This window comes from Sorangium sp. So ce836 (assembly GCF_028553905.1).
Taxonomy (GTDB): domain Bacteria; phylum Myxococcota_A; class Polyangia; order Polyangiales; family Polyangiaceae; genus Sorangium; species Sorangium cellulosum_D.
Genome location: NZ_CP102233.1, coordinates 11245069 through 11268565, shown reverse-complemented (window position 1 = coordinate 11268565; position 23497 = coordinate 11245069). Strand labels below are relative to the sequence as shown.

Sequence of the window (23497 nt, the reverse complement as noted above, 5' to 3'; positions counted from 1 at the left end):
CGTCATCGCACCGCGACTCTACGCACGGGGCCGCCTTCCACAAGCTCGCTTCAGAACGCGCTCTGCGGAGCGGCTACTTCCAAAGCGCCCAGGCGGGAGGTGCCGACGTGGTGATCAGATCCAGCGCACGCCGAGAGCCCCAGGACCGCCGCGGCCGTGCCGGCGCCGACGATCACCACGAGCGCGCCCGCCGCGCGGCGTCAGCCTGGCCGAGCACCTGCTGCTGGGCGTGCGAGCTCAGCGCCCCGGCGGCGAGACGCTCCAGGACCGGGGCGACCGCGTCAGCGTCGATCCTGTGGTTCCCCGGTCTCCGTCGTCTAGCTACTTTGCGACGGCGAGTTTGATTCACTCGTCCAGCGCTTTGAGAAATCTGGCGTTTCCCCGCGGCCGATGGCGAGCGCCCACGTCTCCAGCAGGGATGCGCTCCTCTTCCAGAACTTCTTGCAACCGTCGATGTAGTCGATGACAGCGTCTCGCTGTCCGATGGAGAGCAACTGGGATGCGAGCTCGAAATCAGGTCCAAAGCTGTCAAGCTGCGGCGAGCCGCGGACGTCGCTCGCGGCCCGCAGGTGTTCTGCCGCGCTGGCACGCTCGTTGCGTGCAAGCGCGACCTTTCCCAGGACGATGTGTGCGCAATGTATGGCATTGCCGTACTGAAATGTGTCGACGTGATCCTCGGCGTCGGAAAGCAGTCGCTCTGCGGCTTCGGTCGCTCGCTGGTAGTCCTCGGACACGACCGCCGCCTGCGCGATGTCCATGAGGATTCCGAACGCTCCGAGCGTACAGCGCTCGAGGCTGAGCGCCGCTTCGTATTCCGCGAGTGCCTGTCGAGCTAGCCGTATACGTTCTTCGCGCGATGTGGATCCGATGCTGGACCTGAAGTGCAGACCGCCTAGGAGCTCTCGCCAGCTTGGGTTGTCCGGTTCGATCGTGGCTCCTCGTCCGTACAGCTCTTCGGCGATGTCTGGGTCTCCGGCCGAAAGAAATCCCCCGGCATTTCTGAGTATGGTGGGATCGTTGGGCCTATCGGATACCGTGCTCAGCCAGATCTTCTTTCCTTCATTGTACGCATCCAGGTGTTGTTCCGGGTACATGCGCGCGAAGGCGCCGAGGTGGATCTCTGGATGATGTGCGATCAGCCAGTGAATGTGGTCTGCTCGTCGGTTCTGTGCGTCATCGTTAAGGTTCGTGAAATAGAAGCCCATCAACTTCACGCGCGCTTCGATGTCGTCAGGATGTTTCAGTAGGCGGGTCTCAAGGTCTGCTGCGTCTTGCGCTGCCAGGTCGACGGCGTCGGTGCATAGGGAGATCCAGTCGGGTGAGCGTTTCATGGTGCTGCGAGCATAGCGCGTCTGGCAGGCGCATGCCGGCAAGATCGGCGCGGTTGCCGTCCACCCGACCGAGCTCGGGCACGTCGCCGGTAATGGTAATGAGGACCGCCCGCGCGAACGCGGCGCAGCCGCCCTTCCAGGTGGCAGGCGGCGCCGGCGCGGACGTCGATAGACACGTTGGCGAAGCTCGGCGCGGCCGCCGTCCACCCGACCGAGCTCGGGCACGTCGCCCGCCACGGCGGGCCGCGGCTGGGCTGGCCTCCAAGAAGGACGCACTTCTAGCGGTCGCAGCAGTACACGCGCGTCTCACCGCGCTCCAGCTTGCCGCTCACGATCTTGGAATCCGTCGAAGGGGTGCAGGTGCCAGGCTCGTTCTGTGTCCAGGCGGACCGCATTGTTGCAATCTCTCCATCGATCGCCTCCGTGCAAATCGGACGATCCGCATTGGAAATAGCGATGGATCCAACCTCGCGCGAGCAGTCTTCATTGCTATACAGCGTGGTTTGTGCGGTGCACTTGCCTCCGCGTGGCGCGCCGCACGAGCACGGGGTACACGTGCGAGTGTCCGTGTAGACCGGGAATTCGAAACGCGCCCGGTTTCCTCGCCAGCATTCGCCGTTCTCTTGTGGGAGATAACATTGGCGGAAGAAACTGGGGATAATCATGCTTGAACCTGGAAGACAAGCACGGACGAAGCTCATGTTCTTTCGCGACGGTGCGGGCACAGGCGAGACAGGTTGACAGTCGGCGAGCGTCGGCGGCTCGAACGTCACGGAATCGTAGGAGCTGCTCGTTACAGAGAAGGCCCCCGCCTTGCACGCACCGTCCCAGGAGTCGCCACCGATGAGCGTGACGACAGGGTCGCCGCCGGGGCAAACCACCCTGTTCGCGGACACCTCCGACGGCAGCACACAGGCCGCCGGGGTACATTCACAAGGCTCGCATTCGTCCGGCCCCGGATCCTCGGACCACGCCGTCCATCCTTCCCACAGCATTTGCCCATCTGGATCGCATCGTGGCGCGTTTTCCTGCCGTCCGCCGAAGACCAGAATGAGCTTGCTCGGGTCCGGCTCTGGCAGGTCATCGTCGGTGACCGGCGAAGAGCAGCCGATGAGTGCCAACGTGGCCAATGTGTAAAATGTAGCCGTCCGCATCGTGCGCCTCATCCTTTGCTTCGGTCAATCATCGTTGATGACTCTACGCTCGGTGCAGCAGAACACGCGGGTTTCGCCGCTCTCGATCGTGCCTTCGACGCGGGACGTGGTCACTGTTGGCGAACAAGCGCCCGGCTCTTCGTGCGCGAGGATCACGCGTGCCGCTGCCAGCGACCAGTTCGGTTGTGTATCGATGCACGCAGGTGTCTCGACTCCGTTGGACAACGTTATCAGATCGGAGCAGCCTGTGTCGCGGAAGAGCAGCACATCCGCCAGACATCTCCCACCCGAAGGATCTCCGCAAGTGCATGGAGTGCATGTGCGAGCATCGCTGATCCGCTCCTGAAACTCGAAGCGACCGGAGAAGCCCGGCGGGCACGATCCATCGGGATCGGGTGCGATGCACGTCAATCCGCCGAAGTCGGCAAAGTCGCCTTCGACCCACGGGCAAGCGCGCGCAAATATCCCGATAAGTGGCGGCGGGGTGAGCTGCTGCGAGGGCTCGCACCGGTGCGCCACCGCTGGCGGGTTGAGTGTGATTGAAGCGAGCTCCTCATCCGGGACGAGCGGATCGGCCTTGATGCACTCCCCTCGTTGGTACGTTGCGGTGTCGAACTTGACCGAGATCCCTTCGTCTGCGCATAGAGCCGCCTCGTGGGCCACAAACTCGGACGGCAACACGCATCGGGCAGGTCCACAGCTGCACGTCCCGCACTCTTCCTGAGGGCTCGCAGACACATCGGCCCATCCGTCCCAGTAGTCCAGCCGGCCCCGGGGACATGGTGGAGGGTTCGGGTCCGAACCAGACCAAAGCAGCACCGAGTGATCCTCGGTTCGGGGTACGGGAATTTCGAGGCCTTCACCGCAACCGAGCAGCGCAGCCGCACCGAGGGCAAAGTAAGATGTTGATCGCATCGTGAACCCCTCCCCCTCGCTCAGTATTGGTGCTTCCCGCAAACGAGGAACCCGTCACAGACATCGCCGTCCTTCGACGGCGTGTTCATGGCCTGCCGCGTGACCGCGTCCTTTCGGTTCGTGACGGAGCGAGGCGCGACGGGCGGCGGCGCTTGCGGTGCATCGGACGGCCGCGGGGGAGGCGGGATGGTGGCTCGGACGGCTGCGCCCTGAACGAGCCGCGCCAGGTGCGGCGCTGCGACGCTGCGGGGGGGCTGCTCCCACCGGAGGAGGAGCGCTCCCGAGCTCCCGAGCAAGAAGGCGAGCGCGAGCACGGCACCGAGCCGGCGCGCGGGGGAGCGTCGCTCAGGGGTGCCGCTTGAACGCGGAGGGGCCGAGGGCGTCGGCGCTACCGGCAGCACCGGAGAACACGGAGGGGTCGAGGGCGCCGGCGCTACGGGCGGGCTCGGATCGAGCAAGATCGGAGCGAGGTCCGGTAGGTCGGGCGCCGAGGGCAACGGCGGTGCGACTGGAGGCGCGTTGGTGGCGTGGTCCCGCGCGTCCCGCGGCGGTACGGCGCTCTTGAGCGTGTCGGGCGTGTCGGGAGGTCGTGGCGCGGCGAGCGGCGGCGCGCTGGTGACGTCGCCCCGCGGCGGCATCACGCTCTTGACCGTATCGGGCGCTTCGGAAGGGCGCGGCGTGGGGAATTCGCTGGCTCGTCCCCCCGCCTCACCCGAGGCGAACGGCTTCGCCTCGTCCTCCTCCACGGAGATCGGCGCTCCCTCGGCCGGCTCGCACCGAGCGCCGGACGGCTCCGCGAAGATGGCCGCGTGGGGAAGCTCCGGCGGTCCGCCGAGCTCTTCCCACGCGCGCGCGAAGGGAGCCAGGACAGAGAGCACCTTGCCGATGCTCGGCTGCCGCCGCTTGGGGTTTTCCTCGAGGGCCGTCTGGATCACGGCCTGAAGCAGCGGAGGGAGACCGCTGGGAAAGCTCGGGGGCATGGTCCACGGCGAGAGGGCGCGCTTGCACAAGAGCTCGTACATGAGCGTGCCGAAGCCGTAGACGTCCGCGCGGGGTCCCAGCCGACCCCCGGAGAGGAGCTCCGGCGGTGCGTACCCGTACGGGTCGTGACGCGCTTGTTCCGCGCCGAGCTGAAAGAGACGGACAAAGCCGAAGTGTGTGATCGCGGTTCGGCCATCGCCTACGACGAAGACCCGGTCCGGACTGAGGGCGCCGTGGATGACGGAGAGCTCATGAGCGCGCGCGAGGCAGCGCCCGACGTCGATCAGCACCTGGAGAGCATCCGGCCCGAGCTCGCTCCCGCGCGCAGCGTCGAGGAGCGGGACCGCGTCGCCGAGCACGGGCGACGCTGCCCACGCGACGGAGCCGCTCACCCCGCCGTAGAGCACGGGGACGACCTCCGGTACCTCGCCTGCGAGGCGCTGCAGGCGCGCGAGCTCCTCGGCGAACATGTCCTCGTCGAGGCGCGCGCCTTCGCGGAGGTGCAACCAGACGAGAGCTCCCGTGTCGCCGACCTGCCGCGCGAGGAAGTGACGGACAAGGCCGCGCTCCTCGTTGAGCAGCTCGTGGCCTTCCCAGAGCTCGCCGACGGCTACCATACGAGCTTGACCTCCGCGCCGGCGCCTCGCGGGCGGATCTCGGCCTTCCGCGGCCAGACGACGTAGACGATCGTCGCGGCGCCGAGCGCTGCGCCGGCGACGAGCGCAGCCGAGCCGAAGCCACGGAACAGGCTCGCTCGACTGTTGGCCGCGTGGGCGTCGTCGTGAAAGCGGCGGAACTGCGCGCTGCTCGGGCGCATCGAGCCGTCGGTCATGCGAGCCACCTTGGAGGCCGCTTCGCTCTCCGCGGCGTCGCCGGCGACGTGAAGCCCGAAACCCGCGCCGAGCAGGGCCGCCGAGGCGGCCGCGCCAGAGCCGATGATCCAGGGGTTCGACCTGGAGCGCGCCGGCGCGACCGGAGCCGGTACAGGGGCTCTCGAGGCGGCCGCCTTCGGGGTCTCGAAGGCGAGCGAGACGCGCCGCGAATCGCGCGCCGCCACCTTCACGAGCGCATGGGCCACCTGCCCCTGCTCGCCCATCGCCGTGATCTCGTGCTGTCCAGGCGTGACGAAGACCGGGCCGCCCGCGCTCACCTCGCGGCCGTCCACGAGCAGCCGCGCCGTGCCCGGCGGGGGGCTGATGTGGAGCTCGGCCACCCGCTGACGAACCGCCGCCAGGGCGGCGTGCCTCACCTCGTAGCGGCGGCGCTCGATGTCGCTGGTCGGCGCGGGCATCTGATCGACGCACGTCTCGAGCTCGGCCGCGGCCTCCTCGAGGCGGTCGAGGCCGAGATCGAACAAGCCGAGCTGGCAGACGGCCATGGTCATGGGCTTGAGCGCGTTGACCCGCGCCCAGAGCTCGCGGGCGCGAGCGAGATCGAGCCGCTTGGCGGCCTTCTCCGCCTCGTCGATGAGCTCCTGGACCTCACGGTCCCGCGCAGAAGGGTCCGCGGCCGCGGCCTGGAGGGGGAACGTGGAGGCAAGCAAGACGGCCAGCGCCGCCGCTTGCCGAAGAGGGTCCCGTAGAAGAGGAGCACGCACGGTTCACCTCGGCGCAAACGAGGGGGACCACGACGCCACGCTGGCCCATCCGGCGCGGCGTCGCCTTTCTACCACCGCGACGACACAGTCGAGCGCGCAGAAGCGCCGCGCGTTTCGCATGAGGGTCGCGCTGTGCATTGCGATGGCGCGCGGAAATTTCTCACCTTCAGTCGCGAAAAGCTCCGCGGCAGGAGCCGTCACCCGTCGCTGTCGTGCTCGCGCGAGGGGGCGTTGCTGTGCAAAGGACTCGAAGGCAAGCGCGATCGCGCTGGGCGCAGGGCGCACCGCACGCAGGGAGGCTCCCGCCCCGCGCGGTTCACAGCCGGTCGCTCGGATGCCCGCGGCGGGGTCTCGACCAACCGGGAGGCTCCTCGGGAGCCGGTGGACTGGTCGGGACCGCTTCGTTTGTATGAAAAAATTCAATTTCTTTGGTTGGGACCTTCATTCAGACCTGAAAAGATCCCCCCGCGATGGTTGGCGACCTCGCCTCGGCCTCGTAACGAGCGCCGGGATTGGTCGAGACCTCCGTGGCATCTCCTTTTGGGCCGGCCGGATTGGTCTCGAGCCGTCGGAAACCGGCGGGTCGCTTGACGGGCTCGTCCGCCTCGCCGTCTCCTTGCCGGACACGCTGTACCCCGGTCAAGGAGGTCGACTGCGATGTTGAAGCACCTGATGATCGAAGAGATGGTGGCGCTCGTGTCCCCGTGGGTCGAGAACGCGCAACGGAAGCGGCTGTTCCTCTCGATCCCCGAGATCACCGGCCTGCACCCCAAGGTGGTCTCGGCCCACGAGGCCGTGCTCGCGGTGCGGCCGAGCAAGGCGGGGCCGTCGGCCCAGATGAGCGCTTTGAACGACGAGCTCGGGCGAGTCGACGTGCGCCATGATCACCTCGCCAGGGCCGTGTGCTGGGGCATCGACGCGCACCGCGAGCATTGCCTCGGAGCGGACCCTCCGGAGAGAGAGCGCGCCGCGACCTGCGACCAGGTGCTGGCGAAGCTGTTTCCGGGCGGGCTCAACATCATCAAGGCGTCGCCGACCGCAGAGGCGGGCAACACCGCGCGGATCGCCCGGCTCCTCGACGAGGAGCCGTCGATCGGCGAGTTCCTGAAGGGGATCCCGGCGCCCGGGAAGACGACGCTGCTCCACACGACGCAGCGGTGGATCAAGGCGGGCAAGGAGCTCGAGGCGATCGAGCACCGCCGGGACGAGCTCGCCGCGAAGGAGAAGACGGCGCCGGTGACCAAGGCGACGATCGCCGCCGCACGCAGCCAGTGGTTCCGAGCCGTGTCCGCGGTGCTCGCCAACCTGGAGCTCTCCGATGCGCCGGCCGAAGCGATCGAGACGATCCGCGGGCCCGTGCTGAAGGCATCGGAGCGGGCAGGCAAGCGGTATGGCGGGGCGGCCGCGGGCGAGGGGGCGAGCCTGGAGGAGCCGGGGGAGACGGCGGCGGGTGAAGAAGAAGAGGAAGCGGGCGCCGGGGGCGGCGAGCTCGTGAGCTGAGCCGCCCCTACACGCGCGGGGCGAGCATGCGGAGCTTGATGCCGCGGATGTCCACAGGCTCCGCCAGCTCGGTGCACACGCTCTTGGTCGTGAGCGTCTGGGTCAGCACGAGATCGCTGCACGCCCGGTCGCTGTAGTACGAGAACTCCATCGAGCACGGCTCCCCATCGAACTCGCATTCGCACCAGCCGCAGCCGGAGACGCGCCTGTACATGCCGAGCTTCTCCGGGAACTCCGACGGACAGGAGTGAGCCAGGACGTCGTCCGGCCCCACAATCGCACCGTCGGCCGTCATGGCGACGCAGTGCCGAAAGCCGTCGGAGAGGACACGGGGGTCGACGAGGCACATGGGTAGGCCGGGGTAGCGCCCACAGCTGTACTCCAGAGGCTGGCGCGCGTTGCAGCGGCGTGCCTTCCGTTTCCAGGTCGCCCCCGGGCTCACGACTTCGAAATGTCGATCTCGGGGAACCCGACACAATCCATTTCGAACCGCGAGAGCCGGCCAAATGCTTCATACTTGGATAGCATCGTTGGGATCAAGTAGAGCGCGCCATAGAGCGCCTGAAATGCATCGAAGCCGGCCCCATGGGACTTATGGGTGTCCCCCGCCCCAGTGACCTCTACGTCAGCTTCCCAGCACAGGGCGGCTGGCCTGTGCTCGGGCGCCCAGACTCGTACCTGGATGTTTTCTTGGCTCCCGTTCGGTAGTGTTAGCGTGAGGGTGCGTTCTGCGATCGGGTCCGGCATGACGCCCCAGCTAGCGCACTCGTTGGCGGTGTCAAGTAGCCGAGCTCAGCAGGAGCTCAGGCACTTCTTCCGCCCATTGTCACGCGCCTGTTCACAGATGTTCCTCAGGAGGAAGGGCGAGCGCTCTTCACAGTAAAGATCCCATCGGCTCGATAGCGCGAGGCATGCAGCAGGGCAGCTGGAACGACACTTGTTGTGGCCTGCGGCTCGACCTTGCATGTGCTCCCGCAGGCACAGAATCGTGTCCCCGCGCGTCATGTACTCGGTTGAGCCAGCCGCTCCACACATGAGCTGCCAGATGTCGGCCCCATCGTCTACCGCATCTTCGCACCTCCCTCGTGTGGCTCGAATTTCCATGGGTTCAGCTGTGATACTACTCTCATTATCAAGAGCAGCCTCCGAGCCCGGTGTCGGGTCCAGCGCGCACGCGGAAATGGAACAGCAAACTATGGCGATGGTGATGGTGTCGATTGTTCGCATGCCGCGGCTGTTGCGATCGGCGTGCCGGGTTGAAATGTGCTTCCGTGAGGCGAACCCACAGGGCCACGCTTGGCCCAGGCATGAAAAGCTAGTCGAAGTCGAAATCCGCAAGAATGCCGGCCGCGGCGCCGGTGCTCCAGGAACTCGACACCGGGCCGCGGTGCTGGCGTTCCAGGAGCTCGACGGCGGGCCGCGACGCTTCTACCTGGCGGGGATGACCCTCTCGCGCTCCAAGAGCTCGACGGCGGCCGCGGCGCGCTGGTGCCCAGGAGCTCGCCGTCCACCTGGTCGAGCTCGGCTCGTCGGTGAGACGAGCAGCTCGAGGCGCGAACTCCGGGCGTCGCCATCCGGCGGCTGTAGAGATCGAGGCGCCCGTCGGCGCGAGCACGAGGCCGGTGACGTTCACCTGGTCCAACGGGTCATGGTCGGGCACATAGGCCGCAGGCCACGCGAGCGCGGCCACAGCGTCGACGTGCACGTCAGCGCGTTCGGGAACGACGCCTCGGACGTTCCTGACCCTCTCCGGCCGATCCTTCGGATGCCCCCGCATGGTCTCGAGCACGCGCGGAGGCTCTTCCGAAGCCGGCGGACAGGTCGAGACCTCACCATCTGTATGAAAAAAATCAAATCTTTTGATCGAGACCAATGCGGCCGGCCGAAAAGATCGCCCGCGGTCGATCGCGACCTCGCCTCGCCCTCGCAACGAGCGCCGGGATTGGTCGAGACCTCCGCGGCGCCTCCTTTTCAGCCGCCCGGGTTGATCTCAATCCGTCGGAAACCGGCGGATCGCTTGACGGGCTCGTCCGCCTCGCCGTCTCCTCGCTGGACATGCCGTACCCCGGTCAAGGAGGTCGACTGCGATGTTGAAGCACCTGATGATCGAAGAGATGGTGGCGCTCGTGTCCCCGTGGGTCGAGAACGCGCAACGGAAGCGGCTGTTCCTCTCGATCCCCGAGATCACCGGCCTGCACCCCAAGGTGGTCTCGGCCCACGAGGCCGTGCTCGCGGTGCGGCCGAGCAAGGCGGGGCCGTCGGCCCAGATGAGCGCTTTGAACGACGAGCTCGGGCGGGTCGACGTGCGCCATGATCACCTCGCCAGGGCCGTGTGCTGGGGCATCGACGCGCACCGCGAGCATTGCCTCGGAGCGGACCCTCCGGAGAGAGAGCGCGCCGCGACCTGCGACCAGGTGCTGGCGAAGCTGTTTCCGGGCGGGCTCAACATCCTCAAGGCGTCGCCGACCGCAGAGGCGGGCAACACCGCGCGGATCGCCCGGCTCCTCGACGAGGAGCCGTCGATCGGCGAGTTCCTGAAGGGGATCCCGGCGCCCGGGAAGACGACGCTGCTCCACACGACGCAGCGGTGGATCAAGGCGGGCAAGGAGCTCGAGGCGATCGAGCACCGCCGGGACGAGCTCGCCGCGAAGGAGAAGACGGCGCCGGTGACCAAGGCGACGATCGCCGCCGCGCGCAGCCAGTGGTTCCGAGCCGTGTCCGCGGTGCTCGCCAACCTGGAGCTCTCCGACGCGCCGGCCGAGGCGATCGAGACGATCCGCGGGCCCGTGCTGAAGGCCTCCGAGCGGGCCGGCAAGCGGTATGGCGGTGCGACCGCGGGCGAGGGGGCGAGCCTGGAGGAGCCGGGGGAGACGGCGGCGGGTGAAGAAGAAGAGGAAGCGGGCGCCGGGGGCGGCGAGCTCGTGAGCTGAGTCGGCCCCGCCAGCGCTGCGAGCCCGGGGCGCTGGCGACGGCCAGGGGCGGCGAGGGGAAGGGTCGACGCGCTGCGCCGCGTGCCCGGCCAGCGCGGTGCTCGCCGCGTGGCGCGACCGCCGTTGCCGCCTTGCCTGCCGGCGCGCCGCCGGGCAGGCTTCGCCCATGGGCGAGCCCGCCGAGAAGCAGCGCCGCGCCACATACGCCGACCTCGAAGCCGTCCCGCCGAACAAGGTGGCGGAGCTCATCGGGGGCGTGCTCCACGTCATGCCCCGGCCGGCGCCGCGGCATTCCAGGGCTGAGAGCGCACTGCAGGGGGAGCTCTTCGGCCCGTTCGACCGCGGCCGCGGTGGGCCCGGCGGCTGGACCCTCTTGGTCGAGCCCGAGCTCCACTTCCCCGATCCGGGCGCGCCGGGCGAGATCGACGCGGTCGTGCCTGACCTCGCCGGCTGGCGGCGCGAGCGCATGCCCGAGCTGCCCGAGACGGCCTACTTCGAGCTCGCCCCGGACTGGATCTGCGAGGTGCTGAGCCCGTCGACCGAGGAATATGACCGCGACGAGAAGTTGCCGATCTACGCGCGCGAGGGCGTGCGGTACGCGTGGCTGGTCGACCCGATCGCGCGGACGCTCGAGGTCTACGTGCTCGGCGCGGATCGCCGATGGGGGCCGGCGGTTGTCCACCGCGACGCCGCGCGCGTCCGCGCCCAGCCCTTCGCTGCCATCGAGCTCGATCTCTCGGTGCTCTGGGCGAAGTAGCTGACCGCTCCGCTGGCGGCGCGCTCGGGCAGCACCGCTGCCACGCGTTCAGCCGGAGCTGCTTCATGACGCCCTCTCCAACCTGGAGCTCTCCGACGCGCCGATCGAGGCGATCGAGGCTCCGCGGGGCCCGTGCTGAAGGCCTCCGAGCGGGCCGGCAAGCGGTATGGCGGGACGGCCGCGGGCGAGGGGGCGAGCCTGGAGGAGCCGGGGGAGCCGGCGGCGGATGAAGAGGAAGCGGGCGCCGGGGACGGCGAGCTCGTGAGCTGAGCCGCCGCTGCGGGCGCCGGCGAGATCAGCCGCCGAGCGGCTTGCAGCAGAACGTCTGGCCCCACCCGGGCTCGATCTTCTCGCCGAGCCCCACCCGCCCGCGATCGATGCAGTCCCCATGGCCCTCCGCGAGCAAGCGGAGCTTGATGCCGCCCATGGCCGCGGGCTCCGCCAGATCGATGCAGACGCTCTCGGTCGTGGGCGTATGGGTCAGCAAGAGCTCGCTGCACGCCTGGTCGCGGTAGAACGAGAACTCCATCGAGCACAGCTCCCCGTCGGACTCGCAGTCGCACGTGCCGCAGCCGGAGACCCAGCGGTACATGTCGAGCTTCTCCGGGAGCTCCGGGGGACAGGGGGCATCCGTGATGCTGGGCTCCGCGGGATTGTTTGTGACGTTCACGGCGGCGCAGAGCCGAAAGCCGTCGGAGAGGACACGGGGGTCGACCAGGCACGTGGGTACGTTGGGATTGCTTCCACAGCTGTACTCCCGAGGCTGACGCGCCCAGCAGCTGCGCGCCTTCCGTTTCCAGGTCGCCCCCGGCTGGAACAGGTCGTCTCTCGACGTGCACGCAGGAAGGACGTCGTACCAGGGGACGGTCACGCTGCTCGTCACGTAATCCTCCATCGGCTCGCACACGTCCCAGGGGGGGTACAGATGCCACTCACCCCGGTACTCATCGGCCTCCTCGCAACTGTCGGCGCTCCTCCTGAAGCGCACGGATCCACCGGCGCAGTCGTCGCGCTCGCACCGGCACGGCGGGCAGCTCGGGTCGTCCTGGAGATCCAGCCACCAGTCCAGCTCGTGCTCCAGCCCGTATTCCTCACAGCTGGGTTCCTCGCCCTGCTTGCCGACCCACACGATGTGCGTGGCGGCGACCCCGAGCGTGTCCACCACTTCGTCCTCGAGGCAGTGGCCGGGACACGGCTCGCAGCGCTCTTCGCTGAAGCACCTGCGCTCACGCCCGCAGCTCGACCCGAGCAGCGCGCCGGCGATCCCCAGCAGCGCGCAGACCGCCGTCGTCGGCAACCAGCGCCGTCGCGCGCGTCCTCGATTCCGGGCAGCAGGCTGGATGCTGGTCTGGCTCATGGCGTGATGGGCTCCTCGATGCAGCAATAGGTCAGGCGATCCACCGGCGTCCGGTCCCGCACGGGCTCACCTCCCGACGCCTCGCAGGTGCCGGGCGCGTTGGTGACCCACTCGGCGCGCATGCTGCCGAGCGAGAAACCAGCGCTCGGATCGGCGCAGCCGCCTTCTTCGTTGACGATGACGGAGGCGATCTCCCGGCCGCACGCCGCGTCGGCGTAGGTCGACACGAGCGCCTCGCACACGCTGGGCTCGGTGGCGGTACACGCGCACGGCGAGCAGACGCCGTCGTCGTGGCCCAGGTACCACGTGTGCGCCTTCGGGTATTCGTTCGGACACCGGAGCTTCTCGTCATCCGCGCCCGCCGTCACCTGGACGCACCTCTTGAACGCGGGCGTCGGTCGCTTGTGGAACCTGGGGAAACACACCTCCCCCGACCCATCCCCGCACGCGCCTTCGTAGAAAGAGCCCGCGCAGAGCTTGGCGTGGTGCTTCCAGGGCGACCCCAGGCTGCCGCTGCGGGGCACGATCGCCTCGACCGGCGCGCACGGGACCGCGGTGGCCGGCGCGACGGCGACGGATCCGACCTGCTCGGGCGGGATCGGGGCCGTATCCACGCAAGCGCCGTCCCAGCCGGCCGGGGCGTCGAACGGCGTCCGCGTCTCCGGAGCCCCGTCCTGGCACATGTAGAGCGAGCTGGCCGTCACCCCGGCCGGCAGCTCGCACGCCGGCTGCGAGCAGGCACACGGCGCGCAGCCCGGCGCCGGATCGAGGCCGCCGTACAGCAGCAGGCCCCCCTCGCTGGCGTCCGGCGGACACGGCGGCGGCTCCTCGTCGATGCTGCCCTCCCAGAGGAGAACGGGCTTCGGGTGGACCCTGCTCAGGTCGACGGGCAACGGCACGCACTCCCCGGCGCAGAACGCTCCCGCCGGGCCCTTGCAGGTCACCGTCTCGTCGCACGCCTCGCCGGTGTCGCCGCAGGCGCTCGCCAGCGCGAGTCCCGACACGGCCAACCCCATCCCCACGAGCACACGATGATGCATCCCCTCCTCTCCTTCCCGGCGCGCGGCGCCTACCAGACGCCCGCGACCGCCACGCCACCTCCGCCGGCCGCGATGAGCGGGCGCACGGCGACGCGGGGAGGCGAAGGCGGCGAAGGGGCCCACCAGAGCGACGAGAGCGCCACCGCGCCGAAGACCCCGCCCGCGATGAAGCTCGCCCAGGCCGCGCCCCGCAGCGTGTCGCGAGCCGAGAGCGTGTCCTCGAGCGCTTTGCACGGGAGGGTGACCTCGCTGGCCGCTTTGTAGAGGCAGCCGCCGCGCCCGTAGTCCCGCCGGATGGCGTCCGCCTGCGCCTCGGCCTCGTCGTCGCGCACCCCGGCGGCGACGGCGAACCCCGCCCCGAGCGCCGCACCGGCGAGCGCCAGCGACGCGCCGGCGATGCGGAGATTGCGGCCCGAGTGGTCGGGAGCCGGCGGCGTCGCGCGGACGATCACCACGGGCGGCGGCGGTTTCGGGAGGGGATGGAGCACCAGCGGGAAGATCGTCTCGGTGCCGACATAGTTTTCGAAGCGGACCGTCTGGGTGACATGCCCCTCGAGAGAGCCACGGGCCTCGTGGGTACCGGGGGTCACGTAGAACTGATAACTCGCCTGCCCACGGCCGATGAACTTGCCGTCCACGAAGATCTCCGCCTCGTCGTGGCTGACCATGATCTCGACGCGGATGGCGTCCTTCTCCGCCAGGCGTAGTCCTTCGTTGAAGCGCCGCTGCTCCGCAGGGGAGAGCGCTCTGGGATCGCGCAGCGCGCGCAGCAGATGGTTCGCCGCGTCCACAGGCCTGCGGAGCGCCAGCTCGCAAAGCCCGAGCTCCCCCTCGATGGCAGGGCGCGGCGCCGCAGCGAAGGCGGCGCGATACGCCGCCTCCGCCTCCCGCCATCGGCCGGCTCCGCGCGCGGCGCGTGCACGCCGAAGCGCGTCCGCTGCCGGATCAGGCGCCGCAGAGCGCGGCTCGGCGACAGGCTGCGCGGACGCCGCGGGCGCTGTGACAAGGAGGAGTGAGACCAAGGGAAACAGCAGGAATTGCCTTGGATCCATGCCGCGCGAGCCTAGGCATGCAGATGTCAGCGGAGCAACACGCCGCGGATGGATGGGGAATGATTCTTTTTGCGTGCCAAGAACGATTTCGAAGCGAAGACGGACCGATGCACGTAAGCCTGCGCATTCGGCTCAGTCGACGGCCAGTTGCAGCAGCGCGCGTAGCCCCTTCACGCGGGGCTACGTTGCCGTGCCGGGCGCGCCACGGAGACCGCCGCGCTACGGCGCCGCCGCTCGGCCGAGGGACCGGCCGTCGCCGTCGGCGTCGATCCAGAGCGGCGCCGTCATCGCGAACGGCAGGATCTCGCCCGGATCCCCGGTGAGCACCGGCTCGAGCGGCCGCCGCCCCCGGACGATCGCCACCACGAAGGTGTCCTCGACGACGGCGATCACACCGCGCCCGCCCTTCCCGCCCCGCCCGTCGCCGCCCGCCCCTCCGACGCGGGCGCCCGGCCGCGCCGGCCCTCGCCCGCCGCCGCCCGTTCCAAGCACCACCGGGATCTCGACCTCATCGACGAGCGCGCCCGCAGCCGTGGTGCGCGCGCCCTCCAGCGGAATCGCCTCGCCGCTCGCGACGCCGCCCACCAGCACATGCAGCTCGCGCGCGTCGACCCAGGGCGCGCGCTCGACCCGGATCGAGAGCCTCAGCGGCCCTCCGCGCGCCCCGCGCCGCACCGAGGCGACGCCCCCCTGGCGCGCCTCGCCGAGGCGCATCGTCACGAACGGCCCGTTCGTGATCACGACGTCGCGCCGCCGCCGCAGGCCCGCGACGAGGTCCCCCACGTCGAGCCGCCCCGGATCGTCGCTCCCCACCGCGACGTACGTGCGCGGCGCCCCCGCCTCCGCGCCGTGCAGCCCGTGCGTGTCGCTCGTCGCCGTCGGCGTGACCGGGCGGGACGCGCGGAGCAGCGCCCAGAGCTCCTCCAGCGCCCGGTCCCGCGCGGCCACCTCGCGCCCGGTCCACACCTCGAGCGCATCCGCGCCACCGCCGTCCCCGACGAGCTGCGCGAGCTGGCGCGCTCCCTCCTCCGGCGCGCCCTCCGGCGCTCCGGAGCCGTGCAGCGGCGAGCCGCCGCCATGGCGCCGGCTCACCTGGACGACGCGCTCCCCGGGCAGCGCGCGCACCTCGCGGAGCATCTCGCCCGCGGTCTCGTCGACCCACCGCAGCGCGCCCTCGCGGGGCGCGGCCGCCTCTCCGCCGAGCGGGAACATGCTGAGGCTCCCGAGCCCGGCGCCGCCCCGGCCGCTCGTGAGCTCCACGCCCGGCAGCATGCGCAGCTGCGCGTCGAGCTGCAGGGCGGCGACGTCCGGCTGGAGATCGGCGGCGAGGTTGTGCTCGGTCGCCACCGCGCACTCCACGCCCTCCGCCGCGCTCCAGGCGAGCCGCACCGCCGAGGGGACGCCCGCGTCGGCGCTCCGCGCCGTGTGCTGCCGCAGGTCGCACGCGATGTAGCCCGACGTGTCGACCACCCGCTGGAGCGTGAGCTCGAGCGGCGACCGCGCGCCTTCGGCGATGTCGACCGTCGCCTCGGCGAGCGCGTACTCGGGCCCGCGCGAGGCGACGACCCGGATGCGCCCGGGCGGCAGGGGCAGATGGAGCTCGCCCGCGAGCGCGAGCCGGGGCGGCGATACGGCCTTGCCGGTCGCGGCGTCGAAGAAGCCGACCTTCGCCGGCATGAGCGGGCCGAGGAGGCCCGGGGCCGCGGCGGGCGCCGGGGCCGCGGCGGGCGCCGGGGCCGCGGCGGGCGCCGGGGCGCCGCGCTCCTCCACCCGGAGATCGAGCTGGCCGACGCCGGACAGCGCGAGCCGCGCCGGGGCGATCTCGCCGGCGCGGATCCGGACCCGCGCGGTCCCCAGCGCGCGGCGGCCGCTCCCCTCGAAGCCGACGAGGTAGAGGCCGGGCGGCGCCTCGACGGCGAGCGGCTCGCGCTCGCCGGTCCGCATCCACAGGTCGAGCGCGCCGGCGGCCGGCGCGGCGCCCCCCTCGGCGACCGGCGTCAGCGTGGCCCGGCCGGCGATGGGCCGGAGCGGCGCGCCGCGGGCGTCCACGAGCTCGAGCGCGACCCCGCCGGGCGCGCCCCCGCCGAGGAAGAAGAGCTCCGTCGCGACGGCGAGCGCGTCGCCGCGCGGCGTGATCGCGAGGATCCGCTGGTACGCGGCGCGCCCGCCCGGCGGCAGCGCGGCCTGCCGCGCGAACGTCGCGTCGCTGAAGCCCGCGCCGCCGCGCGCGTGGATCAGCCCGCCGCCCGCCGGGACGAGCGCGTACGCGACGCGGGATCCGACGCCGGCCAGGTACGGCGCCTCGTGCTCGCCGCGGAGCCCAGGCGCCGCGCCGGGCGCGACGTGCTCCGCCGCGCCCCAGTGGACGACGTCGCCGAGATCGAGCGCCTCGCTCGGGCGGTCGCCGTCGTTCCGGAGCGACGTCGCGATCACGACCGCCCGGCCGCTCGGCGCGAGCGTGTAGCGGGTCGTGACGGAGAGCGCGCCGCCCTCGAGCTCGCGCCCGCGCACCACGCCGCGCGCCTCGATCCACGCCGCGCCGCCCTCGCCGGCGCCCGTCGCGATGTCGCGGTAGACGACCTGCCGCGGCGGCGCGCCGAGCCGCGGGACGATCTGCCCGAGCTCGTCGCTGCGCTCCCGCGCGTCCGCCGCGTCGATGAGGTGGCCGCCGCCCTCGGCGAGGCCCGTCCCCGGGCCGAGCTGCTCGATCACCACCGCGATCTCGTCGTTCTCGAGCACGTAGTCGCCCGGCCGCCCCGCCGCGAGCGGCCCCGAGAGCGCGTCCGCGGGCGCCGCGATCCGCCGGACGCGCGCAGGCCGCGCCGCGACCGCGTCGCCCGGGCAGAGCTCGCCCTGCTCGCCGCCGCCGTGCCCCCACCGGCAGAGCATGCCGAGCCGCTCGGCCGCGCCGGAGGACACGGCGACGCTGCCGCCCTGCACCGGCGGCGCGCAGGCGGCCGCGGCGAGCGCGAGCGCGGCGAGCCCGGTGCGCCGCGGCGCGCGGGGCGCGGCGCGACGAGCGCGCAGGAGGCTGGCAGGGGGGCGACGGGGCGTCTCGATCGAGCGGATCATCGGTGCTGTTCCGATGCGTGGCCGCGGCGCCGCTTGGGTCAGGAGCGCTCGGTGGCGAGGACGACGAGGGAGGCGATCCCCAGGCCGACGCCGAGCGCGCGGCGGGCGGTGAACGCCTCGCCGAAGAGCAGCGGCGCGAAGAGCGCGGCGAGCGCCACGCCGCCGGCGAACACCATCGGCCCGGTCGCGGACACCGGGCCGTCCATCCGGAGCGCGGTGAAGACGAGCGTGGTCACCCCGCTGATGAACAGGCCAGAGGCGCACGCCCAGAGCACCCCCGGCGCCGTCGGAGGCGCCTCCGCGCCCGGGCGGAGGACGAGCAAGACGAGGATCCCGGCGGCCGCGGTGCCCTCGACGCACAGCGCGCCGAGGGCGTCGCCGACGCGGCCCGCCGCCGCGCGCAGCATCAGGTAATGGCCTGCCATGCAGACCGCGGCGAGGAGGGCGGGGACGTACCAGACGGACATGCCGCGCACACTAGCGCGGTTTTCGCCCGTCGCTGGCACATGCGTTCCAGAGCGGCGGCCACCCGCTTCGGATACGGGTCCAGCTCGGCGTTTTCGGCGCGGAAGCGCACTCCGGTGCGCTGAGCACCGAAAACGTCGAGCTGGACCCGTATCCGAAGCGGGTGGCCGCCGCTCTCGCAGGAGGCCCTCCGGACGGCGGGCTACTCGTCGTCCACCATGTCCGGGTAGTCGCCGGGCGCGAGGTTGTCGAACCTCGTGCACGACGAGGTGAACCGCGTGAGCACCTTGCCCGTCGGCCCGTTGCGCTGCTTGGCGACGATGAGCTCCGCGATGCCTTTGCTGTTGGTGGTCTCCGGGTTGTAGTACTCGTCGCGGTAGATGAAGATGATGTTGTCGGCGTCCTGCTCGATGGCGCCCGACTCGCGGAGGTCCGACAGCTGAGGGCGCTTGTCCTTGGTGGTCCGGGTCTCGACCGCGCGGTTCAGCTGGGAGAGCGCGATGACCGCCACCTTGAGCTCCTTCGCGAGCTGCTTGAGCCCGCGGGAGATCTCGCTGATCTCCTGCTCGCGGCTGCTCACGCCGTCGCGCCCCTTCATGAGCTGCAGGTAGTCGATGACGACGAGCCCGACGCGCCGCCCCGAGTTGCCGTCGCTCGGCGGCCGGTCGTACTCGGCCTGGATGCGCCGCACCTTGGCGCGCAGCTCGAGCAGGCTGATCGCCGGCGTGTCGTCGATCCAGATGGGCAGGGTCGACAGGAAGGACGCGGCCTCGGTCAGGCGGCGCCAGTCGTCGGGCTGCAGGAAGCCCTGGCGGAGCTTGCCGACGTCGACGCGGCCCTCGCTGCAGACCATACGTGTGGCGAGCTGCTCGCGCGGCATCTCGAGCGAGAAGACCGCGGCGCCGAAGCCGGGCTCGTGCCGCTCGATGCCGTGCCCCGCCTGGTCGGGGCCGGGGGAGCTCACCGTGCGCGGCGACGCCACGTTCACGGCGAGGTTGAGGACGAACGACGTCTTGCCCATGCCGGGGCGCGCGGCGACGATCGAGAGGTCGCCGTCGTGCAGGCCGGCCGTCTTGGCGTCGAGCTTCTCGTACCCGGTCGAGATGCCCGTGATGCGATCGCCGCGCTCCGCGGCCGCGGTGATCTGCTCGAACGCGGCCTTGAGCACCTGGGCGATCGGCTGCGTCGACGTCCCCTGCGGCGTGCGCGCGAGCTGGTAGACCGCCTGCTCCGCCCCGTCGATGAACTCCTGCACCACGCCGACGTCGCCGTACCCCTCGGCCGCGACGCGCTGGCACGTGGCGATGAGCTGGCGCACGCGCCACTTCTCGTAGACGACGCGCGCGTGCGCGCCGACGTGCGCGACCGCCGGCGTCGCGTCCGCGAGCTGGGCGAGGTACGCGGCGCCGCCCACCTGGGCGAGGCGCTCCCGGTCGCGCAGCCAGGAGGCGACCGAGACGATGTCGATCGGCGTGCCGCCGGACGCGAGCTCCTGCGCGGCCTCGTAGATGCGGCTGTTCGCCTCGCTGTAGAAATGCTCCGCCTTCAGGATCTCGAGCACCCGATCGAGCGCGTCGCGGTGCAGCAGGATGGCCGACAGCACCGCCGCCTCGGCGTCGAGGTCGTGCGGCGGTACCCGTCCGGCGACGATGGGAGGCTCGATCCTCTGGGGCCGCTGGCCGCGGCGCTCCATCATTCTCATCATCCGTGCATCTCCTCCCCACCGATTGCCCCCATCCCGCCCCGAGCTTTTCCACAGGCGCCGAAATGGGCGACGCCCCGAAGGCGCAGCGGTCCTTCGGGGCGTCGGGTGCAGGGTCGAGTTCCGTCTATCAGAACATGGGCCGCGCTGAGAAAGATTTGTGTTTGCATTGCAGTGAGCGTTCGTGCGGTGGGCATCTCAATGCAGGTTCCACGTTCGAGGGGCGCTCCGCCGCGCCGCGCCGCGGGGGCGCGGCGCGGTGAGGCGCCGCCAGCGGCGGCGAGGTATGGAAATTGAGCAACCCCGGTCTCATCGCCATTTCCTTTCCCGCTTGACTCAGCTGCGATGACGCTTCGCGCCCGGGCATGCGCCGTCGCGGGAGCCGCCATTGTGGATCACAAAACGCGTCAAACAAGGATTGAACCCACCGAGGTGATCTGCGTGGGTGAAGCGCTGTGGGACCTGTACGCGCCGGAGGGCATTCCGCTCGAGCGGGCAAAATTGCTGCGCCGCGTACCGGGGGGCGGCGCGGTGAACACCGCGATGGCGCTCGCCCGGCTGGGCGTCCCGTCGGGGGTGTGCGCCGCGCTGGGCGACGACGCCCTGGGGCGCGGGCTCAGGGACGAGGTCGCCGCGGCCGGCGTCGATGTGGGGCGGCTCGCGCTGGGCGCGGCGCGCACCGGGCTCATGCTCGTGGCGATCGCGCGGGGCGAGGCGCGCTTCGCCGGCTACCGGCAGGGCGAGCTCGAGGCGCGCGAGCTCGCCGCGGCGCTGCCCGCGCGATGGCAGACCCGGGTCGTGCACTTCACCGGGATCGCGCCGGTGCGCGGGGCGATCGGCGCGATCGCGCGGGCGGCCGCGGGCGCCCGCCGCGAGGGGTGCGCGGTCTCGATCGACGTCAACGCGCGCCCGCGGATGTGGCCGCGCGGCGGGCGCGCCGCGGCGCCTGCGGGGGCGGGCGCCGGGACGGGCGACGGCGTGCGCGGCTGCTTCCGGCTGTTCGCGCAGGCGGATCTCGTGAAGTGCAGCACCGGCGATCTCGAGGTGCTGGGGACGACGGCGCGCGCGCTCCGCGAGCGGCTCCGGCCCGAGGCGACGCTGGTCGTCACGGACGGCGCGCGGGCGACGCTCGTGCTCGGCCCCGAGGGCGAGCGCGCGGTCGCGCCGCGCCCGGTGCGGCCGCTCGATCCGACGGGCGCGGGCGACGCGTTCTGCGCCGGGATGCTGGCGAGCCTCGCCTGGGAGGCCCGAGCGCGGTGGGCCGATCCGGCGCTCATGCTGCGCGCCGTGGCGCGGGGGCACGACGTCGCGCGGGCGTGGGTGAGGCGGAAGCGCGGGTGAGGCGGAAGCGCGGATGAGGCGGAAGCGCGGGCGAGCCGCGCGTAGCGGGCGAGGTGGAAGCGCGGGCGAGCCGCGCGTGGCGGGCGAGGCGGAAGCGCGGGCGAGCCGCGCGTGGCGGGCGAGGTGGAAGCGCGGGCGAGCCGCGCTTCCGGGGACGCTACTTCGCGGCGACCGTGACCTCGACCGACGCCGTGATGGACGGGGCGAGGCGGAGCGTCACGGTGTGGGCGCCGAGCGTCTTGATCGTGTCGCTCTCGATGCGGCGCCGGTCGACGCTGAAGCCCTGCGCGGCGAGCGCCTCTTCGATGTCGCGCGCCGTGACCGAGCCGTACAGCTTGTCGCCCTCGCCGACCGGGCGGCTGATGGTCAGCTTCACCTGGTTGAGCTTGGCCGCGAGCTGCTCCGCCTCGGAGCGCGTCTTCGCGGCGCGCGACTCGGCGACCCGCTTCTCGTGCTCGATGCGGGACACGTTCTCGGCGGTGGCGCCCACCGCGAGGCCGCGCGGGATGAGGTAGTTGCGCGCGAAGCCGGGGCGAACCTTCACGAGCTCGCCGCTCTTGCCGACGTTGTGGAGGTCCTCCGTGAGGACCACATGGATGTGGGTTGCCATGATCGACCTCCTACGCCGTCACGGTGAACGGCAAGAGCGCGATGTTGCGCGCGCGCTTGATCGAGAGCGTCACCTTGCGCTGATGGCGCGCGCAGTTGCCGCTGATGCGGCGCGGGACGACCTTGCCGCGCTCCGAGATGAAGTACTTGAGCGCCTGCGGGTCCTTGTAGTCGATGACCAGCGCCTTGTCCGCGCAGTAGCGGCAGACGCGCTTCCGGCCCGTGCGGCGGCGCCCGGGGGCGTCCGCGTTCAGGTCGGGCGTGCGCCCGAAGTCGCGATCGTCGTAGTCAGCGCCGCCGTTGCGGCCCATGTCGTTGTTGCGGCCGTTCATTGTCAGCTCTCCTCCTCGTCGGCGGCGCCTTCCGTCTCGCCCTCTTCAGCCTCGTCGAGGTCGCCCGCCGGGGCCGCCTCGGAGCTGCGGTCGACGCGGCGCTCCGGCTCGATGAGGCCGAGCTGCCGCTCGCGCGAGTCGTCGCGGTCGTCCTCGAGCGGCGCGAGCTCGAGGCGCTCGAACTTCACGTCCTCGTCGGCGACCGTGAGGCTCTGGACCTCGATGTCGTTGCGCACGAGCACCGTCTGGTACTTCAGCACACCGTCGGCGAGGCGCAGGTTGCGCTCGACCTCGGAGACGACCTTCCCGCCCCCGAGGTACTTCAGGTACACGTACACGCCGCGGCGGTGCTTGGCGATGTCGTACGCGAGGCGGCGGCGCCCCCACGTCTCGACCTTGGTCAGACGACCGGCCTCGCGGCTCACGACCTCGGCGAGGCGCGTCCCGATCCGCTCGGCGCCGTCGGCGTCGATGTCGGGTCGCAGGATGTAAATGGTTTCGTACTCTCTGGCGCGCCCGGGCGCCGTTACCTGTCGGCTCATTCTTCGATCTTCCCTCTCGGCCTGTGGCCCCGGGGCGACGCCCCGGAGCGAGGAAAGGAGCAGCTTGCCGAGCGGCGCGAGCGCCGGCTCGACAACCTGTCTCCGTCGAGGATCAGGGCTTCTGCGTCGGGGGGAGGGGACCCCTCTCCCCCTTCGCGGCAGGGGCCGGGTCTGTCGGCCCGTCCCCTTCGCCCTTCTGCCTCTTGCCCGGCTTGGGCCGGGTATTTCGAACGTTCATCGCGGCGTCGAAGCCGCGGGCGGCGACTTCTAGCACACTTTGGACAGCTTGCTTCAAGCAGTCGGGCAGGCCCGCGCGCTCGACCGCGTCGAACCCCGACAGCACGTAGCCCGCGACCTCGCCCCGGTAGCCCGGCGGCGGCCGCCCGATCCCGAGGCGGACGCGCCCGAAGTTGCCCGTCCCGCAGTGCGCGATGATCGAGCGCAGCCCGTTGTGCCCCGCGTGCCCGCCGCCGACCTTCAAACGAACCGTGCCGAACGGCAGGTCGAGCTCGTCGTGCAGCACGATCAGCGAGGACGGCGCGACCTTGAAGAAGGCCATCGCCGGCTGAACGCTGCGGCCCGACTCGTTCATGTAGGTCATCGGCTTGAGCAGGATCGCCGGCTGCCCGGCGATCTCCGCCTTCGCGTGCACGCCCGAGAACTTCTCGCGGAACGGGTCGGCCCGGACCTCGTCGGCCAGCGCGTCGATGGCCATGAAGCCGACGTTGTGCCGGTGAGCGGCGTATTCCTTGCCCGGATTTCCCAGGCCGACCACGAGCAGCATGGCGAGCGGGTTCTGCTGGCTCCCCGGAATCCTTGG

The 23497-nt window shown here is 71.1% G+C and carries 22 protein-coding genes; 5 read left to right on the top strand and 17 right to left on the bottom strand.

What is annotated here, in order from left to right; all coding sequences use genetic code 11:
• Positions 1 to 317: 317 nt before the first annotated feature.
• The 5 genes from NQZ70_RS41110 to NQZ70_RS41090 form a co-directional block, all read right to left on the bottom strand.
• Positions 318 to 1331 (bottom strand): lipopolysaccharide assembly protein LapB, encoded by a 1014-nt coding sequence (locus NQZ70_RS41110; RefSeq protein ID WP_129579093.1) that lies wholly within the window; start codon positions 1329 to 1331, stop codon positions 318 to 320.
• A 278-nt stretch (positions 1332 to 1609) separates the two neighbouring features.
• The gene (locus tag NQZ70_RS41105) at positions 1610 to 2485 is read right to left on the bottom strand and encodes a hypothetical protein (protein WP_207217613.1); all 876 of its coding nucleotides are present in this window, start codon (positions 2483 to 2485) and stop codon (positions 1610 to 1612) included.
• Between the two features lie 24 nt (positions 2486 to 2509).
• Positions 2510 to 3166 (bottom strand): hypothetical protein, encoded by a 657-nt coding sequence (locus NQZ70_RS41100; protein ID WP_129579091.1) that lies wholly within the window; start codon positions 3164 to 3166, stop codon positions 2510 to 2512.
• Positions 3167 to 3420: 254 nt separating this feature from the next.
• Positions 3421 to 4998 carry a protein kinase domain-containing protein gene (locus NQZ70_RS41095; protein WP_129579090.1) on the bottom strand — a complete coding sequence of 526 codons (1578 nt, stop codon included), beginning with the start codon at positions 4996 to 4998 and terminating at the stop codon, positions 3421 to 3423.
• Entirely contained in the window at positions 4992 to 5924 is a 933-nt protein-coding gene (locus NQZ70_RS41090) for a hypothetical protein (protein WP_237244516.1), read from the bottom strand. The genes NQZ70_RS41095 and NQZ70_RS41090 overlap by 7 nt, the downstream gene beginning before the upstream one ends.
• A 711-nt stretch (positions 5925 to 6635) precedes the next feature.
• Between NQZ70_RS41090 and NQZ70_RS41085 the strand changes: the two genes are divergently transcribed.
• On the top strand, positions 6636 to 7478 hold the full coding sequence (locus NQZ70_RS41085; RefSeq protein WP_129579088.1) for a hypothetical protein: 843 nt from the start codon (positions 6636 to 6638) through the stop codon (positions 7476 to 7478).
• Between the two features lie 7 nt (positions 7479 to 7485).
• On the opposite strand, the gene NQZ70_RS41080 is transcribed toward NQZ70_RS41085, so the two are convergent.
• Both NQZ70_RS41080 and NQZ70_RS53585 read right to left on the bottom strand, forming a co-directional pair.
• The gene (locus NQZ70_RS41080; protein WP_129579087.1) at positions 7486 to 7773 is read right to left on the bottom strand and encodes a hypothetical protein; all 288 of its coding nucleotides are present in this window, start codon (positions 7771 to 7773) and stop codon (positions 7486 to 7488) included.
• A 143-nt stretch (positions 7774 to 7916) separates the two neighbouring features.
• The gene (locus NQZ70_RS53585) at positions 7917 to 8225 is read right to left on the bottom strand and encodes a DUF6968 family protein (RefSeq protein ID WP_129579086.1); all 309 of its coding nucleotides are present in this window, start codon (positions 8223 to 8225) and stop codon (positions 7917 to 7919) included.
• Between the two features lie 1340 nt (positions 8226 to 9565).
• Here NQZ70_RS53585 and NQZ70_RS41075 point away from each other — a divergent pair.
• From NQZ70_RS41075 to NQZ70_RS41065, 3 genes are all read left to right on the top strand, one after another.
• The gene (locus NQZ70_RS41075; protein WP_129579085.1) at positions 9566 to 10408 is read left to right on the top strand and encodes a hypothetical protein; all 843 of its coding nucleotides are present in this window, start codon (positions 9566 to 9568) and stop codon (positions 10406 to 10408) included.
• Positions 10409 to 10574: 166 nt separating this feature from the next.
• Positions 10575 to 11165, top strand: a complete 591-nt coding sequence (locus NQZ70_RS41070) for a Uma2 family endonuclease (RefSeq protein ID WP_129579084.1) — start codon at positions 10575 to 10577, stop codon at positions 11163 to 11165.
• Positions 11166 to 11297: 132 nt separating this feature from the next.
• Positions 11298 to 11435, top strand: coding sequence for a hypothetical protein (locus NQZ70_RS41065; RefSeq protein ID WP_237244515.1), 138 nt, complete (start codon positions 11298 to 11300; stop codon positions 11433 to 11435).
• A 25-nt stretch (positions 11436 to 11460) separates the two neighbouring features.
• Here NQZ70_RS41065 and NQZ70_RS41060 read toward each other — a convergent pair whose 3' ends face one another.
• The 6 genes from NQZ70_RS41060 to dnaB all read right to left on the bottom strand — a co-directional run bounded on the left by NQZ70_RS41060 (position 11461) and on the right by dnaB (position 19856).
• Entirely contained in the window at positions 11461 to 12522 is a 1062-nt protein-coding gene (locus NQZ70_RS41060; protein ID WP_129579083.1) for a hypothetical protein, read from the bottom strand.
• Positions 12519 to 13562, bottom strand: coding sequence for a hypothetical protein (locus NQZ70_RS41055; protein WP_129579082.1), 1044 nt, complete (start codon positions 13560 to 13562; stop codon positions 12519 to 12521). The genes NQZ70_RS41060 and NQZ70_RS41055 overlap by 4 nt, the downstream gene beginning before the upstream one ends.
• Before the next feature lie 29 nt (positions 13563 to 13591).
• The gene (locus NQZ70_RS41050) at positions 13592 to 14353 is read right to left on the bottom strand and encodes a hypothetical protein (RefSeq protein WP_207217612.1); all 762 of its coding nucleotides are present in this window, start codon (positions 14351 to 14353) and stop codon (positions 13592 to 13594) included.
• Between the two features lie 480 nt (positions 14354 to 14833).
• Complete coding sequence (locus tag NQZ70_RS41045; RefSeq protein ID WP_129579081.1) at positions 14834 to 17686, bottom strand: CehA/McbA family metallohydrolase; 2853 nt, start codon at positions 17684 to 17686, stop codon at positions 14834 to 14836.
• Between the two features lie 38 nt (positions 17687 to 17724).
• Entirely contained in the window at positions 17725 to 18153 is a 429-nt protein-coding gene (locus NQZ70_RS41040) for a hypothetical protein (protein ID WP_129579080.1), read from the bottom strand.
• A 200-nt stretch (positions 18154 to 18353) separates the two neighbouring features.
• Positions 18354 to 19856, bottom strand: a complete 1503-nt coding sequence (gene dnaB, locus NQZ70_RS41035; protein WP_129579079.1) for a replicative DNA helicase — start codon at positions 19854 to 19856, stop codon at positions 18354 to 18356.
• Between the two features lie 342 nt (positions 19857 to 20198).
• Between dnaB and NQZ70_RS41030 the strand changes: the two genes are divergently transcribed.
• Entirely contained in the window at positions 20199 to 21194 is a 996-nt protein-coding gene (locus NQZ70_RS41030) for a PfkB family carbohydrate kinase (protein WP_261344325.1), read from the top strand.
• A 157-nt stretch (positions 21195 to 21351) separates the two neighbouring features.
• On the opposite strand, the gene rplI is transcribed toward NQZ70_RS41030, so the two are convergent.
• From rplI to pth, 4 genes are all read right to left on the bottom strand, one after another.
• Positions 21352 to 21804, bottom strand: a complete 453-nt coding sequence (gene rplI / locus NQZ70_RS41025) for a 50S ribosomal protein L9 (protein WP_061629313.1) — start codon at positions 21802 to 21804, stop codon at positions 21352 to 21354.
• Positions 21805 to 21814: 10 nt separating this feature from the next.
• A complete protein-coding gene (gene rpsR, locus NQZ70_RS41020; protein ID WP_012239546.1) occupies positions 21815 to 22135 on the bottom strand; it encodes a 30S ribosomal protein S18 in 321 nt (106 codons plus the stop codon).
• A 2-nt stretch (positions 22136 to 22137) separates the two neighbouring features.
• Complete coding sequence (rpsF, locus tag NQZ70_RS41015; protein ID WP_129579077.1) at positions 22138 to 22677, bottom strand: 30S ribosomal protein S6; 540 nt, start codon at positions 22675 to 22677, stop codon at positions 22138 to 22140.
• Between the two features lie 112 nt (positions 22678 to 22789).
• Positions 22790 to 23461, bottom strand: coding sequence for an aminoacyl-tRNA hydrolase (gene pth / locus NQZ70_RS41010; protein WP_020740022.1), 672 nt, complete (start codon positions 23459 to 23461; stop codon positions 22790 to 22792).
• Positions 23462 to 23497: the final 36 nt, after the last annotated feature.

Bases quoted from the DNA above. Each gene is read 5' to 3' on its own strand.
- NQZ70_RS41070 (WP_129579084.1), top strand. From the start codon at position 10,575: ATGGGCGAGCCCGCCGAGAAGCAGCGCCGCGCCACATACGCCGACCTC.
- NQZ70_RS41045 (WP_129579081.1), bottom strand. From the start codon at position 17,686: ATGATCCGCTCGATCGAGACGCCCCGTCGCCCCCCTGCCAGCCTCCTG.
- NQZ70_RS41085 (WP_129579088.1), top strand. From the start codon at position 6,636: ATGTTGAAGCACCTGATGATCGAAGAGATGGTGGCGCTCGTGTCCCCG.
- NQZ70_RS41030 (WP_261344325.1), top strand. From the start codon at position 20,199: ATGACGCTTCGCGCCCGGGCATGCGCCGTCGCGGGAGCCGCCATTGTG.
- NQZ70_RS41105 (WP_207217613.1), bottom strand. From the start codon at position 2,485: ATGCGGACGGCTACATTTTACACATTGGCCACGTTGGCACTCATCGGC.
- dnaB (WP_129579079.1), bottom strand. From the start codon at position 19,856: ATGATGAGAATGATGGAGCGCCGCGGCCAGCGGCCCCAGAGGATCGAG.
- NQZ70_RS41075 (WP_129579085.1), top strand. From the start codon at position 9,566: ATGTTGAAGCACCTGATGATCGAAGAGATGGTGGCGCTCGTGTCCCCG.
- NQZ70_RS41095 (WP_129579090.1), bottom strand. From the start codon at position 4,998: ATGGTAGCCGTCGGCGAGCTCTGGGAAGGCCACGAGCTGCTCAACGAG.
- NQZ70_RS41110 (WP_129579093.1), bottom strand. From the start codon at position 1,331: ATGAAACGCTCACCCGACTGGATCTCCCTATGCACCGACGCCGTCGAC.
- pth (WP_020740022.1), bottom strand. From the start codon at position 23,461: ATGCTGCTCGTGGTCGGCCTGGGAAATCCGGGCAAGGAATACGCCGCT.
- NQZ70_RS53585 (WP_129579086.1), bottom strand. From the start codon at position 8,225: ATGCCGGACCCGATCGCAGAACGCACCCTCACGCTAACACTACCGAAC.
- NQZ70_RS41055 (WP_129579082.1), bottom strand. From the start codon at position 13,562: ATGCATCATCGTGTGCTCGTGGGGATGGGGTTGGCCGTGTCGGGACTC.
- NQZ70_RS41060 (WP_129579083.1), bottom strand. From the start codon at position 12,522: ATGAGCCAGACCAGCATCCAGCCTGCTGCCCGGAATCGAGGACGCGCG.
- rplI (WP_061629313.1), bottom strand. From the start codon at position 21,804: ATGGCAACCCACATCCATGTGGTCCTCACGGAGGACCTCCACAACGTC.
- rpsR (WP_012239546.1), bottom strand. From the start codon at position 22,135: ATGAACGGCCGCAACAACGACATGGGCCGCAACGGCGGCGCTGACTAC.
- NQZ70_RS41080 (WP_129579087.1), bottom strand. From the start codon at position 7,773: ATGACGGCCGACGGTGCGATTGTGGGGCCGGACGACGTCCTGGCTCAC.
- rpsF (WP_129579077.1), bottom strand. From the start codon at position 22,677: ATGAGCCGACAGGTAACGGCGCCCGGGCGCGCCAGAGAGTACGAAACC.
- NQZ70_RS41040 (WP_129579080.1), bottom strand. From the start codon at position 18,153: ATGTCCGTCTGGTACGTCCCCGCCCTCCTCGCCGCGGTCTGCATGGCA.